The organism is Pseudomonas sp. TE3910 (assembly GCF_056279025.1).
Genome location: NZ_JBWBQN010000001.1, coordinates 1,660,001 through 1,677,061, shown reverse-complemented (window position 1 = coordinate 1,677,061; position 17,061 = coordinate 1,660,001). Strand labels below are relative to the sequence as shown.

Annotated in this window: 18 protein-coding genes; 7 read left to right on the top strand and 11 right to left on the bottom strand. The window is 60.0% G+C overall.

The annotated features are described in order from the left end of the window. Window positions 1–10: 10 nt before the first annotated feature. Window positions 11–214, bottom strand: coding sequence for a hypothetical protein (locus ACZ9H3_RS07495; protein ID WP_476220231.1), 204 nt, complete (start codon window positions 212–214; stop codon window positions 11–13). A gap of 318 nt (window positions 215–532) precedes the next feature. Between ACZ9H3_RS07495 and ACZ9H3_RS07490 the strand changes: the two genes are divergently transcribed. Both ACZ9H3_RS07490 and ACZ9H3_RS07485 read left to right on the top strand, forming a co-directional pair. Further along, window positions 533–1,000, top strand: coding sequence for a hypothetical protein (locus ACZ9H3_RS07490; protein WP_065759917.1), 468 nt, complete (start codon window positions 533–535; stop codon window positions 998–1,000). Continuing rightward, a complete protein-coding gene (locus tag ACZ9H3_RS07485; protein WP_476220230.1) occupies window positions 997–1,206 on the top strand; it encodes a hypothetical protein in 210 nt (69 codons plus the stop codon). Before ACZ9H3_RS07490 ends, ACZ9H3_RS07485 begins: the two co-directional genes overlap by 4 nt. A gap of 4 nt (window positions 1,207–1,210) precedes the next feature. Here ACZ9H3_RS07485 and ACZ9H3_RS07480 read toward each other — a convergent pair whose 3' ends face one another. The 7 genes from ACZ9H3_RS07480 to ACZ9H3_RS07450 form a co-directional block, all read right to left on the bottom strand. Continuing rightward, window positions 1,211–1,576, bottom strand: a complete 366-nt coding sequence (locus tag ACZ9H3_RS07480) for a Na+/H+ antiporter subunit G (protein WP_099775315.1) — start codon at window positions 1,574–1,576, stop codon at window positions 1,211–1,213. Continuing rightward, the gene (locus ACZ9H3_RS07475; protein WP_065759920.1) at window positions 1,573–1,851 is read right to left on the bottom strand and encodes a K+/H+ antiporter subunit F; all 279 of its coding nucleotides are present in this window, start codon (window positions 1,849–1,851) and stop codon (window positions 1,573–1,575) included. The genes ACZ9H3_RS07480 and ACZ9H3_RS07475 overlap by 4 nt, the downstream gene beginning before the upstream one ends. Beyond that, window positions 1,848–2,336 (bottom strand): Na+/H+ antiporter subunit E, encoded by a 489-nt coding sequence (locus tag ACZ9H3_RS07470; RefSeq protein ID WP_476220228.1) that lies wholly within the window; start codon window positions 2,334–2,336, stop codon window positions 1,848–1,850. Before ACZ9H3_RS07470 ends, ACZ9H3_RS07475 begins: the two co-directional genes overlap by 4 nt. Continuing rightward, entirely contained in the window at window positions 2,333–4,012 is a 1,680-nt protein-coding gene (locus ACZ9H3_RS07465) for a monovalent cation/H+ antiporter subunit D (RefSeq protein ID WP_476220227.1), read from the bottom strand. Before ACZ9H3_RS07465 ends, ACZ9H3_RS07470 begins: the two co-directional genes overlap by 4 nt. Beyond that, window positions 4,009–4,353 carry a Na+/H+ antiporter subunit C gene (locus tag ACZ9H3_RS07460; protein WP_065759923.1) on the bottom strand — a complete coding sequence of 115 codons (345 nt, stop codon included), beginning with the start codon at window positions 4,351–4,353 and terminating at the stop codon, window positions 4,009–4,011. Before ACZ9H3_RS07460 ends, ACZ9H3_RS07465 begins: the two co-directional genes overlap by 4 nt. Beyond that, window positions 4,353–7,265, bottom strand: coding sequence for a monovalent cation/H+ antiporter subunit A (locus ACZ9H3_RS07455; protein WP_102051742.1), 2,913 nt, complete (start codon window positions 7,263–7,265; stop codon window positions 4,353–4,355). The genes ACZ9H3_RS07460 and ACZ9H3_RS07455 overlap by 1 nt, the downstream gene beginning before the upstream one ends. Window positions 7,266–7,415: 150 nt before the next feature. Continuing rightward, window positions 7,416–8,357, bottom strand: coding sequence for a DMT family transporter (locus ACZ9H3_RS07450; RefSeq protein WP_476220226.1), 942 nt, complete (start codon window positions 8,355–8,357; stop codon window positions 7,416–7,418). Between the two features lie 82 nt (window positions 8,358–8,439). On the opposite strand from ACZ9H3_RS07450, the gene ACZ9H3_RS07445 reads away from it, so the two are divergent. Next, window positions 8,440–9,003: a helix-turn-helix domain-containing protein gene (locus ACZ9H3_RS07445; RefSeq protein ID WP_065759926.1), complete on the top strand. Its 564-nt coding sequence runs from the start codon at window positions 8,440–8,442 to the stop codon at window positions 9,001–9,003. Between the two features lie 15 nt (window positions 9,004–9,018). Here ACZ9H3_RS07445 and ACZ9H3_RS07440 read toward each other — a convergent pair whose 3' ends face one another. Then, window positions 9,019–9,576, bottom strand: a complete 558-nt coding sequence (locus ACZ9H3_RS07440) for a cysteine hydrolase family protein (protein ID WP_330523796.1) — start codon at window positions 9,574–9,576, stop codon at window positions 9,019–9,021. Between the two features lie 106 nt (window positions 9,577–9,682). Between ACZ9H3_RS07440 and ACZ9H3_RS07435 the strand changes: the two genes are divergently transcribed. The 4 genes from ACZ9H3_RS07435 (at window position 9,683) to ACZ9H3_RS07420 (ending at window position 15,363) form a co-directional block, all read left to right on the top strand. Next, the gene (locus tag ACZ9H3_RS07435; protein WP_476220225.1) at window positions 9,683–10,663 is read left to right on the top strand and encodes a GlxA family transcriptional regulator; all 981 of its coding nucleotides are present in this window, start codon (window positions 9,683–9,685) and stop codon (window positions 10,661–10,663) included. 78 nt (window positions 10,664–10,741) lie between these two features. After that, window positions 10,742–12,163, top strand: coding sequence for an FAD/NAD(P)-binding protein (locus ACZ9H3_RS07430; protein ID WP_476220224.1), 1,422 nt, complete (start codon window positions 10,742–10,744; stop codon window positions 12,161–12,163). A gap of 173 nt (window positions 12,164–12,336) precedes the next feature. Beyond that, window positions 12,337–13,497, top strand: a complete 1,161-nt coding sequence (locus ACZ9H3_RS07425; protein WP_476220223.1) for an aminotransferase class V-fold PLP-dependent enzyme — start codon at window positions 12,337–12,339, stop codon at window positions 13,495–13,497. A 57-nt stretch (window positions 13,498–13,554) separates the two neighbouring features. Further along, on the top strand, window positions 13,555–15,363 hold the full coding sequence (locus tag ACZ9H3_RS07420) for an aminopeptidase P family protein (RefSeq protein ID WP_476220222.1): 1,809 nt from the start codon (window positions 13,555–13,557) through the stop codon (window positions 15,361–15,363). A 61-nt stretch (window positions 15,364–15,424) separates the two neighbouring features. On the opposite strand, the gene ACZ9H3_RS07415 is transcribed toward ACZ9H3_RS07420, so the two are convergent. Together ACZ9H3_RS07415 and rhtA are read right to left on the bottom strand one after the other, a co-directional pair. Then, the gene (locus ACZ9H3_RS07415) at window positions 15,425–15,706 is read right to left on the bottom strand and encodes a hypothetical protein (RefSeq protein ID WP_065759932.1); all 282 of its coding nucleotides are present in this window, start codon (window positions 15,704–15,706) and stop codon (window positions 15,425–15,427) included. 183 nt (window positions 15,707–15,889) lie between these two features. Next, window positions 15,890–16,777, bottom strand: coding sequence for a threonine/homoserine exporter RhtA (gene rhtA / locus ACZ9H3_RS07410; RefSeq protein WP_454241980.1), 888 nt, complete (start codon window positions 16,775–16,777; stop codon window positions 15,890–15,892). Window positions 16,778–17,061 lie beyond the last annotated feature (284 nt).

Below are 17,061 nucleotides of genomic sequence, written 5' to 3'. Positions count from 1 at the left end.
GCGCACGCCTTCAGCGCTCAAGGTCACGCGCCAGTGCGCAGGCTTCCGTGTGCTGACGGCGAAAACCTTTGACCCGCCCGGTGGTGTACTCGGTTATGTGGAAGAATCCAATACCCGCAGGTACCACAACGAAGCGGGGAGGCTTGTCAGGGTTTCGACTTTCTACGCCACAATACGCGTTGGCCTCTCGACGGAATTCAGTGTTTTCGTGCATATTCAGCTTCCTGTAGTGCATGAGTGATTGTCAGGACACCCCCGCTGATGGGGCTGTTCTTTCAGCTATCGCATGTCTGATGCAATATTGCTGTCAGAAAAAGCTTCCTTGATTGAGGAAATCTGCTGAGAATTCGCCAAAAGGCTTATGCCGGCAGGAAATAGTTAACTTTCCTTCAGGCTTGGGTGTTTATCTGCACGGGATAATCATTCGCTAAACCACTACTATCTTAGCCATTCAAAACAACGTGCCTTGGCCATTGCGCGGCATTGCTGCCAGCGTTGGCAGGGGCGTGATCAGTCGTTGAGGAATTTTTCATTGGCAGTCAGCAATCTGGATATGCAGGCCCTGTTTGTGCTGGGCGATCTTCGGGCCAAGCTGGTCAAACAGTTTCAATCGCGTTTTGTCTATGTCACTGAACAAAGTGCCGAAGGCCTTTACATGGCCGAAATCGACACTGAAGAGGCGTTGGTCGTTGATGACAAGCAGCGTCTGGAGTTAAAGGTCGGCGACCACTTTCGCGCGGCGGTACTGCCCAGTCGTGAGGGCGGTAAGTTGGAAGTTCGATTCCGTGACATCAAACATACGGTTTATGGTCTGGGCGACTATGCCTTCGTATCGACCCCGGACGGCAACGGAATCGTGTTACGTGAAGGGCAGAGTGTGGTGCTGATATTCGCGGCCCATGCACAACTGCAGGAAGGCTTGAGCAAGATTCTCAAGGCGGCCACCGCCAAAGCGGCCAAGTGGCGCAAGGGCGAGATGACCTTCAAGGCCAGCGAATGACGGATGTTGGCACTGAGCGGCGTGGTCGGGCCGAGTTTCATGCGCAGCACCAGGCGCAGGCGCGCGCATTGGCTGAGCAATGGCATGGGCAGCGTGCACAGCTTAAGGCCGCCTGGCTTGATTGGGTTGCCGCGCAACTCTACCAACTAAGCCCGCCGGAGTTTGCTTCGATGGTTCGACGTGAGCTGCAACGCCTTAGCACGTGATCTATCAGTTACCCCTGTCGCGCCCGCTACTGATCTCTTCCGGCACAGGCTCATTCGCCATGCGTTTGCGGAAAAGGGCCGCTCGCGCCAGCAGCAGTGTGGTGACCGGCACGGTAATCGAAAGCAGGATCGGGATCAGCCAGGCATGTAGGACCGGCATGTGCTTGAGACCGGAGAAGTACAGGATCGAGGCCAGGGCGACACACCAGGTCCCCAGCGTCGAGGCAAGGGCTGGTGGGTGCATGCGTTGAAAGAACGTTTTCATGCGCAGCAGGCCGAATGCGCCTATCAAGGCAAACACACTGCCGGTTAGCAGCAGTGCCGCGGTAGCCAGTTCAAGCCAGAATGGCAATGCATTGAACTCGCTCATTCGATCACCTCACCGCGCAGCAGGAATTTGGCCAGGGCGAACGAGCCGACAAAGCCGAACAGCGCGATCAGTAGCGCGCCTTCAAAGTAGGTATCACTGGCGTAGCGAATGCCCAGCACCAGCATCATCAGCATGGCCAGGATGTACAGGTAGTCCAGCGCCAGTACCCGGTCTTGCGCCGATGGGCCTCGGAACAGCCTGACCAAGGTCAAGGCCATGGCCATGGCGAAAATGAACAGGCTGGCGAGAATGGCGTTGGCGAGCAGGCCAGTCATTCGAAGATCTCCATCAGCGGGCGTTCGTAGGTGTGCTTGAAGTGCTCGACGAATTGCGTTTCGTCGTTTAGATCAAAGACATGCAGCAACAAGGCACTGCGGTCCAGCGCCAGCTCCGACCAGATGGTGCCAGGGACCACCGTTGTGATCATCGACAAGGCTGCTAGCCCGTGAGCATCGCGCAAGTCCAGTGGAATGCGCACGAAGGCCGACCGTGGTGGGCGCTGGCCGGCAGTCAGGACACTGCGAGCCACTTGCAGGTTGGAGCTCAGCACATCCAGGCCAACCCGCAGGATCAGGCGTACGATGGTCGCTGGTTTGCGAATGCTCACCGACTGTGGTCGCAGGGGGGCCATCAGCAGCGGCGCGAGCACGCCAAGCAGTGCGCCCAGCAACAGGTTGCCGGGGCTTGTCGAAAGGTTCAATACCAGCCACAGCAACCACAGCGCGAGCGATAGCAGAGGGGCAGGGAACAGGCGCTTCATGGCTGCACCTCCTCAGGAACAGCCAGCGGGCCTGCCAGTGGCCGTGTAGCGAACACCGCAGAAATGTACTGCTGCGGGTTCTGCAGGCCGTTCGCAGTGTCCTGCGTGTAGCGTAACAGTGGCTCGGCCTGGATGCTGAGGAGTACGCACAAGCCGAGCAGGGCAACAATCGGCAGGCATTCCAGGCGCCTTAGTACTGGCGAAGGGCGTTCCTGTGGTGTCCAGAAGCGCTTGATGCCGACGCGCGCCAGGGCAATCAGTGAGGCCAGGCCCGAGAGCACCAGCAGTGCCAGCAGTGTCCAGCCGGTCATCGGCAACGGCTGTTCGGTCGTGATGCCGAGGCCTTGCGGGTTGAGCAGGGCGCTGATCAGGTTCAGTTTGCCGATGAAACCCGATAGCGGTGGCATGCCGATCACCAGCAGGGCGCAGGCGATGAAGCTTAGGCCGAGAAACGCCATGGCCCAGGGGATGACTTGGCCGACAACGGCCTTCTGATCATCGTCCAGGTTGATGCCTTTGGGCAGTTGGGGTGGCTCGGGTGGCGCCGGCAGGGTGTCGCCGTCGTCGTCCAGCGGAATCTCGTTGACCGAACGAGAGCGTTCGATCAGTTCCGCAAGCAGGAACAGTGCGCACAGCGCGAGCGTCGAGCTGACCAGATAGAACAGCGCCGCTGCGGTCAGGGCGGGTTGCCCGAAGCCTATCGCGGCCAGCAGCGTACCTGCCGAGACCAGGATGCTCAGGCTGGCCATACGTTCAAGACGCTGGGCGGCGAGTATCAACAGTGCGGCACAACCCAGGGTTGCGAGGCCGCCGTACACCAGCCATTCACCACCGAAGAATGAAGAGTCGCCGGCTTGCCCGGAAAACAGCAAGGTCCAGAGACGCAACACGGTGTAGATGCCGACCTTGGTCATGATTGCGAAAAGTGCGGCCACGGGGGCGCTGGCTGCCGAGTACGCCGGTACCAGCCAGAAATTCAACGGCCAGATGCCGGCCTTTGCCAGAAAGGCGATGGCCAGAATCGCGGCGCCAGCGTGCAGCAAGCCTCGGTCGGCCTCAGGCACCAGTGGGATCTTGACCGCCAGGTCGGCCATGTTCAGGGTGCCGGTAACGCCATAGAGCATCGCTGCGCCAATCAGGAACAGCGATGACGCGACGAGGTTGATGGCAATGTAATGCAGGCCGGCCTTGACCCGTGCCCGTCCCGAGCCGTGCAGGATCAAGCCATAGGATGCCGCCAGTAGCACCTCGAAAAAGACGAACAGGTTGAACAGGTCTGCCGTCAGGAAGGCCCCGTACAGCCCCATCAGCTGGATCTGGAAGAGGGCATGGAAACTGGCTCCTGCACTGTCCCAGCGGGCCATGGCGTAGAGCAGCGCGCTAAGCCCGACAATGCCGGTCAACACCAGCATCATTGCCGCGAGGCGGTCGACTACCAGCACGATGCCGAACGGTGCGGGCCAGTTCCCGGGCAGGTAAACACCCATCGAACTGGCATGCCCCTGTGTGTGTACCCACACCAGTAGCACCACGGAAATGCCCAGGCCAAGCAGGGTTGAAACCAGGTTGATACGGGCCTTGAGTGGCCGTCGCTTTTCGCCGAGCAGCAGCATCAGCGCTGCGGTCATCAGAGGCAGCAGGATGGGGGCGACGATCAGTTGGTTCATCGCATTCATTCACTCGGCTCCCGGCCATCGACGTGGTCAGTGCCGGTCAAGCCACGTGACGCCAGCAGTACGACCAGAAACAAGGCGGTCATGGCGAAGCTGATGACGATTGCCGTCAGTACCAGGGCTTGGGGCAGCGGGTCGGTGTAGTTGAACAGGTCCTGCGGTACGCCGTCCTTGATGATTGGCTCCTTGCCAATGAACAGGCTGCCCATACTGAAGATGAACAGGTTGACGCCATAGGACAACAGGCACAGGCCCATCACTACTTGGAAGGTCCGTGGCCGCAGTATCAGCCATACACCTGAGGCGGCGAGTACACCGATGGCAATTGCAATGACTTCTTCCATCAGGCGGCTCCTGGTTGAGGGTTTTTCACGTGGCCACCGGGGCGATGGCTACGTACCGACTGGTGCGCCAGCGCGGTAAGGATCAGCAGGGTTGAACCGACTACGACCGTGAACACGCCGATATCGAAGAACAGTGCGCTGGCCACATGCAAGTCACCGATCACCGGCAGGTGAAGGTGGGCGGTGTGGGTGGTCAGGAAGGGGTAGCCCAGCAGCATGGCACCCACCCCGGTGAGGGTGGCGCAGAGCAGGCCGGTGCCCATCCAGCGCAGCGGGCGCAGGCTCATTTGTGCTTCAACCCACTGGGTGCCGGCGACCATGTACTGGAGGATGAAGGCTACCGACATCACCAGACCGGCAACGAAGCCGCCGCCCGGCTGGTTGTGCCCGCGCATGAACAGGTACATCGACACCACCAGGGCAATCGGCAGTAGCAGGCGAACCAGGGCGGCGGGCACCATCATGAAACCCAGTGCCGTATCGGCGGCGTGCCGTGGGTTGACCAGATCGGTGACCACGTCCGGCGCCAGCAGACGCTGTTGTGCGGGTAACTCGATACTTTCGCGTGGCGGTCGGAAACGTCGCAGCAGGGCAAACACCGCGAGCGCCACGGCAACCAGCACGGTGATTTCGCCCAAGGTATCGAAGCCACGGAAATCCACCAGCATCACGTTGACGACGTTGCTGCCACCGCCCTCGGGCAGTGCCCGGCTCAGGTAGAACGAGGAGATGTCGTTGGGGGTCGGCCGGGTCAGCATGGCGTAGGACAGCAAGGCCATGCCGGTACCGACCAGCACTGCCAGCACCAGGTCGCGCAGGCGTCGCAGGCGGGCACGTTCCTGGCTGCCCAGTGGCGAGACGCCCTCGATCCGGCGTGGCAGCCAGCGCAGGCCCAGCAGGATCAGGATCGTGGTGACCACTTCCACGACCAGTTGGGTCAGCGCCAGGTCGGGTGCCGAGAACCAGACGAAGGTGATACAGGTCATCAGGCCGCATACGCTGACCATGGTCAGGGCGGCCAGTCGGTGATACTTGGCTTGCCAGGCCGCACCAAGGGCGCAGGTAATTGCGATCAGCCAGAGGGCCACGAATACACCGGAACCTGGGATCTTCGGTCGATCACCCCAACTCAGGCCACTGTGCAGCATGGGCAGCAGGCCTGCGAGGAACGCTGCCAGTACCAGCATGAACAACTGCTTTTGCAGGCGTCGGGTCGTGAGCAGGCGCTCGGCGCGGCGGGCCATGCGCATCAGCAGTACTTGGCAGCGTTCAAACAGTCGCTTGCCGTTGAAATGCTCGATGAAGGGTGGATGGGCAATGCGGCCGAGCTTGAACTGGTTGCGCAGCAACAGGTACAGCACGATGCCGCCCGCCATGGCAATCAGGCTCATGATCAGTGGTGCATTCCAGCCGTGCCAGATTGCCAGGCTGTATTCGGGCAGGGTGCCGCCGACTACAGGCAAGGCGGCCGCAGCAAGCAGGGGGCCTACGGACTGGGCTGGAAAAATACCCACCACCAGGCAGGTCAGTACCAGGAGCTCGACCGGTGCACGCATCCAGCGCGGTGGCTCATGCGGCGTGTGGGGCAGGTCGGTGGCCTGCGGCCCGAAAAATACATCCACGGTGAAGCGCAGGGCGTAGGCCACGCTGAAGGTACCGGCCAGTGTCGCGATGACCGGCAGGGTCGTTTCGACCCAGGCAGTGGAGGAAATGAACACGGTTTCGGCGAAGAACATTTCCTTGGACAGAAAGCCGTTGAGCAATGGCACGCCAGCCATCGAAGCACTGGCAACCATGGCCAGCGTCGCGGTAAAGGGGATCAGGCGAAACAGCCCGCTGAGTTTGCGAATGTCACGGGTGCCGCTCTCGTGATCGATGATCCCGGCCGCCATGAACAGTGAGGCCTTGAAGGTTGCGTGATTGAGAATGTGGAACACTGCCGCGACGGCCGCCAATGGGCTGTTAAGCCCGAGCAGCAGGGTGATCAAGCCCAAGTGGCTGATGGTCGAATAGGCCAGCAGGCCCTTGAGGTCATTCTGGAACATCGCCGTGTAAGCGCCCAGCAGCAAGGTGCAGGCGCCCGCGCCGCTGACGATCCAGAACCATTGTTCGCTGCCGGCCAGCGCCGGCCAAAGCCTTGCGAGCAGGAACACCCCGGCTTTGACCATGGTAGCGGAGTGCAGGTAGGCCGATACGGGCGTCGGCGCTGCCATGGCATGGGGAAGCCAGAAGTGGAAGGGGAATTGTGCGCTTTTGCTCAGGGCGCCCAGCAGGATGAGGGGCAGCAGTACCGGGTAGAGGGCATGGCTACGTATCTGATCACCGGCAGCCAGCACCGTGTCCAGGTCGTAGCTGCCGACCACATGGCCGAGCAGCAGCACCCCTGCCAGCAGGCACAGGCCGCCAGCTCCGGTAACCATCAAGGCCATATAGGCCCCGCGTCGTGCATCGCTGCGATGATGCCAGTAACCGATCAGCAGGAAGGAGAACAGGCTGGTCAGTTCCCAGAAGAATACGATCTGGATCAGGTTGCCGGAGATCACCAGGCCGAGCATGGCCCCCATGAACGCCAGGAAAAAGGCGAAAAAGCGCGGCACCGGGTCCTGAGGGGACATGTAGTAACGGGCGTAGAGCGAAACCAGCGTGCCGATGCCAAGCACCAGCATGGAGAACAACCAGGCGAAGCCATCCAGGCGCAAGACCAGGTTCAGCCCAAGGCTGGGTAGCCAGCGCACTTCTTCGCGAATGATGCCGCCATCGGCAATCTGAGGGTACAGCAGCGCCACCTGTACGGTGCCGACAAGTGCAACAAGACCTGCCAGTAGTGACTCACTGTTACGCGCGTTATGCGGCAGGACAGCCGCCAGACAGCTGCCGATGAATGGCAGAAGCAGCAGAACTATCAAGGACATGGGTTTCTAATCTGCAGGAGTTTGTAAGGGATCATACGTGCCGGACCGTCGATCACCAACCCACAAGCTGTCGCAGAATCCTACAAGAACGGTGCATTAAACTATTTTTTTATAACAGTTTTTTTCAGGGATGGCGTGAAGCCTGCTGCCTCAACCCGGTTCGCGCTCTTGTTCGCGTTCCTCTTCCTCGACGGACTTCTCCTCTCGACGTTTGACCTTCAATTCGCTGACCACTACCGCAATGACGATGAGCAATGCACCGACCAGCGCGGCGCCCGGCAGGCGCTCTCCCGCCAGCCGTCCGAAGACGCCGCCCCACACGGGTTCGCCCGCGTAGATGAGGGTGGCGCGGGTAGGCGAAACCGATTTCTGTGCCCAGTTCATTGCCACCTGGATGGCTGCGCTCATCGCACCCAGGCCGACGGCGCTGAGCACCAGTAGCCAGGAAAAGTCTGGCAATGCTTCCTGGGTCGGAACAATCATCAGGAATGACAGGGCCGAGGCCGTTGCCAGTTGTACGACAGTGACGCGGCGCACATCGACCTTGCCAGCAAAGCGGCTGATCAGAATGATCTCGGCTGCAATGGCGACCGCGCTGACCAACGTGGCGATCTCGCCGGGACTGAACTGCAACGAACGGCCGTTCGGGCCTGCCAGCAGCATGAGCCCGATGAATGCCAGGCTGATGCCGATGCTTGGCATGAGCCCGGGGCGACGGCCCAGAATCACCCATTGAAGCAAGGGCACGAATGGCACATACAAGGCTGTGATAAACGCCGATTGGCTGCTGCTGATGGTTTGCAGGCCAACTGTCTGCAGGCCATAGCCAAGCATGATGGAGACGCCAATCAAGAAGCCGGCCTTGAGTTCGGTGGTGGTCAGGCCGGACAGCGAGCGGGCCGATACCATGGCAACGAACAGTGCGGCAGCCGCAAAACGCAGGCCCACGAAGAACATCGGGCCACTGACGGTCATCACCTTGTGCACGAGCAGAAAAGTGCCGCCCCAGAGGACAGTGATGAAGATCAGTACCCACTCGGCTTTGCTTGGCCGGAAGGTCACGGTCGCGTGTTGCGGGGCGCTTGAGGTCATGGTCTTGCACACGAATGATGGGCGACGCACAATGCGCCAAAGTGGGCAGTATACTGCGCACACTCTACCAGCGAGCAATATAGTGCACAAAGATTCGAATCACAGGGCGTCTGTGTTGCAGCACGTCAGTCAGAACATCCGTCGCCTGCGTCATGCTGCCGGTCTCAGCCAGACTGCACTGGCGGAAAAATCGGGTGTGAGTCGTCGCATGCTGGTTGCCATCGAGGCTGGCGAAAAGAACGTCAGCCTGACGACACTGGATCGAATAGCCGAAGCACTTGATGTCGCATTCAGCGATTTGATCCAGGCACCGGACAATCGCGATCCCAGTCGAATCAACGAACTGGCCTGGACGGGCGTTCATCCGGGCAGCAAGGCGATTCTGTTGGCCAGCTCCGCGGCCAGCCGCGAGGTCGAGTTGTGGGAGTGGCGCCTGGAGCCCGGCGAAGTGTACCCCTCCGAGGCCGATGCTGACGGGTGGAGCGAGCAGCTCTACGTATTTGAAGGTTGCCTGACCTTGTTGATCGAGGATCAGGTACACAGCCTGGCCGCTGGCGAATTTTTTACCTTCGCCAGCAACCGGATGCACGTCTATCGCAACGATGGTGAGGTGGCGGTACGCTTTGTACGCAATGTCGTGATCTGAGCGCTGCCCGGTAGGTCAGTCGCGTTGGGCGTCGAGGTATTCGGCTGTCGACACGACCTGCGCATAACCGAATGCCAGCGACGCCATATAGGCGGCATGCACCTGCTCAGCGGGTACTGTCATATCGTTGAACACCAGTGCGCGGGTAGCGCAGGCATCGTGAATGACTGTGGTCGCGTAGCCAAAGTCGGCCGCCGCGCGTGCTGCCGCGTCAATGCACATATGACTCATGCTGCCGACCAGGGTAATGGCGCTGACGTGGTGATCATCCAGCAGTGTCTTGAGCTCGGTATCCAGGAAGGCATTTACCTTATGCTTGAGAACCACCGGTTCATTTGCCTGGTTTTTTGCCTTGGGGTGTATCTGAGCACCCTCTGAGCCGGGCGTGAAGAACGGTGCGTCCGCAGACTCGAACTCATGGCGTACGTGAACCACCAGGTCGTTCCGGGCCCGCGCTGCTGCCAATACCTGTGCTGCGTTATCGGCAGCAGCCTCGGCACCGTCGAGGGGCCATTTGCCGCCGGGAAAATAGTCGTTCTGAATATCAATGACGATCAACGCGTGTCGGGTCATGTCGCTTTCCTTGTACTGGGAGTGGTTGTGACGTGGCGATAGTTATAGGCTTGATCGACAGGCTTGCAGATTGGCGCAACCGACAAATTGGCTGGAAAAACTGACAATGACTACCGTACGCGACACGCTGGAGATCGGCATTCTGGTGTACCCGGGCGCGCAGATGGCGGCCGTGCAGGGTGTTACCGACTTGCTGGCGGTCGCGAATCGCATGTCCGTCGAGCTCGGCGCGCTGGAGCGGCCGTTGTTGCGTGTCACTCACTGGTGTGAGGTCGATGGCGGAGGGCTGGCGGTCAGCTTTGATACGCATCCGCAGCGCGCTCACCAGCCGCGCGCCATTATCATTCCGCCAAGCCTCACCCAGGCGCCGGATCCTGAGTTGCTTGGGCGGTTCTGTGGCGACCTCAGGCAGTGGCACCGTGAGGGCGCCGTGCTGGTGTCGGTATGCGTCGGGGTGTTCTTTATTGCGGCAAGCGGCTTGCTCGACGGCCGCCCGGCAACCACGCATTGGAACTTTGCGCCATCCCTGGCTCAGCGCTTTCCACAGGTGAAGGTCGAGACCCATTTGCCGTTGCTGGATGACGGCGACATTATTACTTCCGCAGGGTTGATGGCCTGGACCGAGCTGGGTTTGAACCTGGTCGAGCGCTTTCTGGGGGCTACATTGGCGACGGAAACCGCCCGGTTTCTGGCCGTGGAACGGGTGGTGACCGGGCAGCGTCCAGGCAGTGTCTTCAGCCCCTGCCTGGACCATGGAGACGAAGCGATTCTCAAGGTTCAGCACTGGTTGCAAGGCACCGGCGCCAAGGATGTCAGCCTCGAAGGGATGGCCGGTTATGCCGGCCTTGAGGAGCGTACCTTTCTGCGCCGTTTTCGTCGTGCTACCGGACTGAAACCGACCGAGTACTGCCAGCAGGTTCGCGTCGGGCGCGCGTGTCGCATGCTGGAGTTCACCAATCGCAATGTCGAGCAGATTGCCTGGGGTGTCGGGTATCAAGACCCAGGGGCTTTTCGCAAAGTGTTCCACAAGGTCATGGGGTTGGCGCCCAGCGATTATCGCAAGCGCTTTGGCGCGCCGTCGGAATGAACCTACTTTAGTACCGGTGAGGCTGCGTTTGCCGCCGTTTGCCGCTTATCATCCAGATAATTGCGCAAGGAGACGCGAATGCACGCACCATACGCTGCGACGTACCCGGATACAGTCATTGATGTACTCATTGTTGGGGGTGGCCTCAGTGGTGCGATGCTTGCTGCGCAACTGCTACGCCAGCCTGGTCAACGACGTATCGTCGTCGTTGAACCTCGGCCCGAGCTTGGTCGTGGCGAGGCCTACAGCGCCACTGAACCAGGGCATACCCTCAATGGCAACGCCGCGCGGATGAGTGTCGACCCAGATAACCCCGATGACCTGACCCAGTGGCTTACGCAGTGTATTCGGGAGGGCGGTTGGCCTGAGTCTGCCGAGCAACAGGTACCGATTGCCGAGCTGTTTCCGCCCCGTGGCCTGTTCGGCTGTTATGCACGCCAACGTCTGGCTGACGCTGAGGTCATGGGTGCGCGCTCAGGCTCCAGAGTCGAGCACTTGCGTAGCGAGGTAGACGACCTGCACGTCGACAACGAGGGCGTGCTTATACAGTGTGCCGATGGGCGCCGGCTGCGGGCTAAGCGCGCTGTGCTGGCTACGGGCATGTTTACTGCCGCACGTACCCCGCGCCTCGGTGCAGATGCGTTGAAGCAGACCACCCTTGACCCTTGGGATGTCTCGGCCATGCGTGGGCTTGATCCTCAAGGGCGAGTATTGATCATCGGCTCCGGCCTGACCATGATCGATGCGTTGGTGTCGTTGCAGCAGGCTGGGCATCGTGGACCTATCGAGGTGTTTTCCCGCCATGGCCTGCTACCCCATGTCCGTCGGCAGCCGCCGACCTGGGTCGATTTCCTGGCAACTGACCCTGGCTTGCGCAGCCCCCGCCAACTGCTTCGAGCTGTACGTGAACAATGCCGCTTGGCGATTGCTCAGGGTGTCGACTGGCAGGCGCCGCTGGATACCGTCCGGCAACATATCGCCAGGCTCTGGAGCCAGGCCAGCGATCGTGAACGGCGCCAGTTTGTGCGTCATGTACGGCCCTGGTGGGAGAGTCATCACCACCGTTCAGCGCCGCCTGGCGCGGCCTTGCTCCAACGTCTGCGTGACGAGGGGCGCTTGGGCATTCATGCTGCCTCCTGGCAAGGCGTCGACGCTGTTGAGGGCGAGGCGGTGGGTATTCGTTTGCGTTTCCGCGGTCAGCAGGCGACGACGCGTGTGACGGGGGCGGCACTGATCAACTCAATGGGTATCGAATACGATTGGCGCCGTGTTGATCGGCCCCTGCCGCAAAACCTGCTGGCGCATGGCCTTGTTCAGCCCGGGCCACTGGCGCTTGGCATTGCTGCCAGCCCGGACGGCGCTGTGCTGGATGCTCAAGGGAATGCCAGTGAGCGCTTGTTCGCCATTGGGCCGCCGTTGCGTGGTATGTGGTGGGAAAGTACTGCTGTCACTGATGTGGCGCTGCAGGCGAAAGCCTTGGCGCAGCGCTTGGCGATGTGACCTCACTGAGGGTCGCTGTCAGGTATCAGTAATAAACTTATTTGAATATAAATATAATAATTAATAATTTATCGTTCTAAGAGGTCTTGAGGCACTATCCAGGTGAACTTACCAGGAAGGATTGGCGCAGTGCTCGCTCTACAGCGGCGCGGCGCCAAGCAAGGGCTTGACCTATGAGCAATCTACCGTTGTATTTCGACTACGCCGCCACGACACCTGTCGACGAGCGGGTCATTCAGGTGATGGTCGAGTGTCTGGGCGTATCTGGAAACTTTGGCAACCCCGCGTCCAGTTCGCATTGTTATGGGCAGCAGGCCCGTCAGGCGGTGGAGCGAGCGCGTGCTCAGGTTGCCAGTCTGGTGCGTGCTCAACCCGAGCAGATTGTCTGGACGTCCGGCGCTACCGAGTCGAACAACCTGGCGCTCAAGGGCCTGGCGCAGGGGCGCAGTGGCGGGCACATCATCACCAGCCTGATCGAACACAAAGCTGTACTTGATAGTGTCAGGCAACTTGAACTGGCCGGCTTCGAGGTCACCTGGCTGGCGCCGGATGCTCAAGGGCTCATTACGCCGCAGGCCGTTGCAGGTGCGCTGCGAGACGACACCTTTCTGGTTTCGCTGATGCTGGTCAACAACGAACTGGGAACGCTCAACGATGTGCAGGCCATTGGCGAACACGTGCGTGGTCATGGTGCATTCCTGCATGTCGATGCTGCACAGGCAGCCGGCAAGGTCGAGATTGACCTAGCGCGTTGGCCGGTGGATCTGGTGTCCTTCTCTGCGCATAAGGTCTACGGTCCGAAAGGTATCGGGGCATTGTATGTCGGTGAGCGTGCTCGCCCCGCGCTTCAGGCTCAAATGCATGGCGGCGGGCATGAAGGTGGGTTGCGCTCAGGAACGTTGGCGACCCATCAAATCGTTGCGATGGGCGCGGCCTTCGCGTTGGCCGGCGAACTGTTCGACGAGGAGCTTGCGCGAATCAGGCGCTTGCGTACTCGCTTGCTGGAGCAGTTGGCTGGCGTGCCGGGGCTAGGCTTGAACGGAAGCCCCCAGCAGCGCATTGCTCATACGTTGAGCCTGACCTTCGCCGACAATAGCGTCGATCTGCACGCTCTGGCCACGCGATTGGCGTTCTCCTCCACGTCTGCATGCAATTCAGCCAGCAGTGCAGCGTCCCATGTGCTGCTCGCTCTTGGGCATGACGAGCAAGCCGCGCGCCGAACCCTTCGCCTGAGCCTGGGGCGCTACACCAGTGAGGCCGACATCGACCAGGCTGCAGCGGCCATCAAGGCCTCATCGCAGGCAGCGCCCTTCTGGGCAGTTGCCCAGGGCTGAGGGCTGTTCCATTATCTGCGACCAAGACCAATGGATGTCGTGGTAGCAGGAGTCAGCATGAACAGTCAGTCTTCAACGCAGGTGGCAGTAACGACGCGTTTGGCGCGTATGCGCGACGTGATGAGCCGGGAAGGTGTCGATGCGCTGTTGGTGCCGTCGGCCGACCCGCATCTTTCCGAGTACCTGCCAGGGTATTGGCAGGGACGGCGGTGGCTCTCCGGTTTTCATGGCTCGGTGGGGACGCTGATCATCACAGCGGATTTCGCTGATCTTTGGGTGGATAGCCGCTACTGGGAGCAGGCCGAAAAAGCGTTGAGTGGCAGTGGTATAGCGCTGATGAAGTTGCTGCCCGGTCAGCCCGGCCCGCTGGACTGGCTCGCTGAGCAGGCGCCTGAGGGCGGTGCAGTTGCTGTCGATGGTACGGTCATGGCATTGGCATCAGCCCGGCAACTGGAGGCGCGACTCAAACTGCGCAATGTGCGGTTGTTGGCAGATAAAGACTTGTTGCTTGATGTGTGGGATGAGCGCCCGCCATTGCCAGCCAACCCGGTTTACCCACATCTGCCACCGTATGCGACGGTCAGTCGGGTGCAAAAGTTGGAAAACCTGCGTCAGACGCTTCAGGCGCGTGGCGCCGACTGGCATTTCCTCGCCACGCTGGATGACATTGCCTGGCTGTTCAACCTGCGCGGCAGTGATGTCTCTTACAACCCGGTGTTTGTGTCGTTTGCCTTGGTCAGCCAGGAGAAGGCAATCCTTTTCGTGGCCCTGAGCAAGGTCGACGAAAACCTGCGTCAGGTGCTCGAAGCCGATGGTGTTCATTTGCGGGACTACACCACCGCAGGTGCGGCTTTGGCCGAAATTGCCCCAGGCTGCTCGTTGTTGATTGATCCAGCCAAGGTCACTCTCGGTCTTGTGGCGAACCTGAACAACGATGTGCGGCTTGTGGAGGAGATCAATCCGACGACCCTGGCCAAATCGCGCAAAAGTGAAGCTGATCTGGCTCACGTCCGCCAGGCCATGGAGCAGGATGGCGCGGCGTTGTGCGAATTTTTTGCCTGGTTCGAGTCGGCGTTGGGGCGTGAGCGCATCACCGAAGTGACCGTTGACGAAAAGCTGGGCGCGGCTCGAGCCCGTCGCCCCGGTTTCGTCTCGCCCAGCTTTGCGACAATTGCCGCCTTCAACAGTAATGGTGCCATGCCGCATTACCGGGCAACCGAGGAATCCCATGCAACAATCGAGGGGGATGGGCTGCTATTGATCGACTCAGGTGGACAGTACCTGGGCGGTACCACCGACATTACGCGGATGGTGCCCATCGGCTCGCCAAGCGTCGAACAGAAGCAGGACTGCACCCGCGTACTCAAGGGTATGATCGCGCTCTCACGTGCGCGGTTTCCGCGTGGGGTGCTTTCACCCCTGCTCGACGCCATTGCACGGGCGCCACTTTGGGCTGAGCATGTCGACTATGGGCATGGCACCGGGCATGGCGTTGGCTACTTCATGAATGTGCACGAGGGCCCACAGGTCGTTGCCTATCAGGCTGCGCCTGCACCGCAGACGGCAATGCAAGCGGGCATGATTACCTCGATTGAACCGGGAACCTACAGGCCAGGGCAGTGGGGCGTCCGTATCGAGAACCTGGTGTTCAACCGGGAGTCGGGGAAGAGCGCGTTTGGTGACTTCCTCGAATTTGAAACCCTGACGTTGTGCCCGATTGATACGCGTTGCTTGCTGCCTGAGTTGCTGAGCGCCGAGGAGCGGCAGTGGCTCAACGCGTATCACGACGAGGTGTGTCAGCGATTGTCGCCTTTGCTCGGAGGCGATGCGCTGCAATGGTTGCAGGTGCGCACGGCGGCAATCTGATTGATTGACCGTGCAGCAACGGTAGAAGGTCGCCTGAGGGTAGCCTTCTACCGTGTCCGGGTCAGCGGCAGATCACGATCATGCTGCGACTGGTGTATCCCGCCGGGTTTATTCCAAAGACAAAATCCCCAGGCTCTCCTTCATCATCGCCAGATTTTGCGAGGACTTTATAGCCTTTGCTGCCGCATGAGCTTTCGGCTTTGCTGTAGCACTTGCTCCACGATGACGACAGGCCGGAACAATTGATGTGCAGCCCTTTTTTCCCGCGCTTGACCTCTGTCTTGGCGGTCGCGGCACAGCCTGCGATGGCCAAAATGGCTAGGATGAGCAAAATTCGTTTCATTCCTGTCCTTACTGCGTGCCCGAGCCTTCGAGCCGTCTACATAGACTATGCATCCTTCCTGGCGCCTGCAGCATCCTTGTCTGATAAATGAAAAACTTCAAGCTTGGCGTCAGGTTACAGCTTAAAGATGGCAGGTATTCGACACAATGACTTGCATCGATTTAGATGAAAGTATTTCTCATGTCAGTCGGCAGCAACCAAGGGTTGCGGCTCTCTACGCAAGGACAGTGTGGCGCCAGCAGACGCAGTGATGATCGCCGCGATGGCCAGCCACTGGGTCAGGCTGAGCACCTCATTGAGGAACAGCAGGCCGGAAAGCGCGCCAAAGGCTGGCTCGATGCTCATTAGCGTGCCAAAGGTCTTGGCGGGCATTCGTGTCAGTGCCACCATCTCCAGGCTGTAAGGCAGGGCGGTGGAGAGGATCGCGACGCCAAGTGCTACTGGGATGAGTGCAGGTGATAGCAAGTCGGTGCCTGCATGCGCAATGCCGAAAGGCGCTACGACGAAAGCGGCGATCACCACCCCCAGCGCGGCAGTCTGAATGCCATTATCGGCGCCTGCTTTCTGGCCATACAGAATATAGAGTGCCCAGCAGACGCCCGCCCCCAACGCATAGCTGGCACCGACCAGATCGATGCCTGTACCTGTCTGGCCCACCGGGATAAGCAGCGCCAAACCAAGCACGGCAAGACCAATCCAGAGGAAGTCTACCGCGCGCCGTGATGCGTAGAGCGCTACCGCCAGAGGGCCGGTGAACTCCAGGGCTACGGCGATGCCAAGCGGCACGGTGCGCAACGACATATAGAAGAGGAGGTTCATGCCACCCAGTGCAGCGCCATAGATCAACACTGTCTTGAGTGTGCTGGCGTTTAGCTTGGCGCGCCAGGGGCGCAGCAACAGCAGCATGATCACGCTGGCAAATATCAGGCGCAGTGTGGTCGTGCCTTGTGCCCCGATAAGGGGGAACAGGCTCTTGGCCAGTGAAGCGCCAGACTGGATCGAGGCCATGGCAATCATTAGCAGTGCAATGGGGAAGAGGGTTGTCGCCAGGCTACGGGGTTGTGCATTCATGCTGCGGGCGATGTCCTTTCTATATATAGGCTGAGGGAGTCATCGTATGATGCGCGAACCCTTTGCCAATGAGCAATATAGTGCGCATCTTTCTTTTATCGGTTGTTTTCAATAATACGGCTTGACGCCCCGTTGCATCTCTCTATAATGCGCACCTCTTCCAGCGCAGTCGAAACGGAAAACTCCTTGGTAATCAACGAGTTAGATGTTTAACGAAGGTGTTGGAAGTGCTTCGGTCGAATAGATCGGCAGCGGTGAAAAAGGTGGTTGACAGCGAGTTGAAA

Bases quoted from the DNA above. Each gene is read 5' to 3' on its own strand.
- ACZ9H3_RS07440 (WP_330523796.1), bottom strand. From the start codon at position 9,576: ATGACCCGACACGCGTTGATCGTCATTGATATTCAGAACGACTATTTT.
- ACZ9H3_RS07495 (WP_476220231.1), bottom strand. From the start codon at position 214: ATGCACGAAAACACTGAATTCCGTCGAGAGGCCAACGCGTATTGTGGC.
- ACZ9H3_RS07415 (WP_065759932.1), bottom strand. From the start codon at position 15,706: ATGAAACGAATTTTGCTCATCCTAGCCATTTTGGCCATCGCAGGCTGT.
- ACZ9H3_RS07475 (WP_065759920.1), bottom strand. From the start codon at position 1,851: ATGACTGGCCTGCTCGCCAACGCCATTCTCGCCAGCCTGTTCATTTTC.
- ACZ9H3_RS07485 (WP_476220230.1), top strand. From the start codon at position 997: ATGACGGATGTTGGCACTGAGCGGCGTGGTCGGGCCGAGTTTCATGCG.
- ACZ9H3_RS07420 (WP_476220222.1), top strand. From the start codon at position 13,555: ATGAACAGTCAGTCTTCAACGCAGGTGGCAGTAACGACGCGTTTGGCG.
- ACZ9H3_RS07450 (WP_476220226.1), bottom strand. From the start codon at position 8,357: ATGACCTCAAGCGCCCCGCAACACGCGACCGTGACCTTCCGGCCAAGC.
- ACZ9H3_RS07470 (WP_476220228.1), bottom strand. From the start codon at position 2,336: ATGAAGCGCCTGTTCCCTGCCCCTCTGCTATCGCTCGCGCTGTGGTTG.
- ACZ9H3_RS07455 (WP_102051742.1), bottom strand. From the start codon at position 7,265: ATGTCCTTGATAGTTCTGCTGCTTCTGCCATTCATCGGCAGCTGTCTG.
- ACZ9H3_RS07435 (WP_476220225.1), top strand. From the start codon at position 9,683: ATGACTACCGTACGCGACACGCTGGAGATCGGCATTCTGGTGTACCCG.
- ACZ9H3_RS07460 (WP_065759923.1), bottom strand. From the start codon at position 4,353: ATGGAAGAAGTCATTGCAATTGCCATCGGTGTACTCGCCGCCTCAGGT.
- ACZ9H3_RS07430 (WP_476220224.1), top strand. From the start codon at position 10,742: ATGCACGCACCATACGCTGCGACGTACCCGGATACAGTCATTGATGTA.
- ACZ9H3_RS07465 (WP_476220227.1), bottom strand. From the start codon at position 4,012: ATGAATGCGATGAACCAACTGATCGTCGCCCCCATCCTGCTGCCTCTG.
- ACZ9H3_RS07425 (WP_476220223.1), top strand. From the start codon at position 12,337: ATGAGCAATCTACCGTTGTATTTCGACTACGCCGCCACGACACCTGTC.
- rhtA (WP_454241980.1), bottom strand. From the start codon at position 16,777: ATGAATGCACAACCCCGTAGCCTGGCGACAACCCTCTTCCCCATTGCA.
- ACZ9H3_RS07480 (WP_099775315.1), bottom strand. From the start codon at position 1,576: ATGAGCGAGTTCAATGCATTGCCATTCTGGCTTGAACTGGCTACCGCG.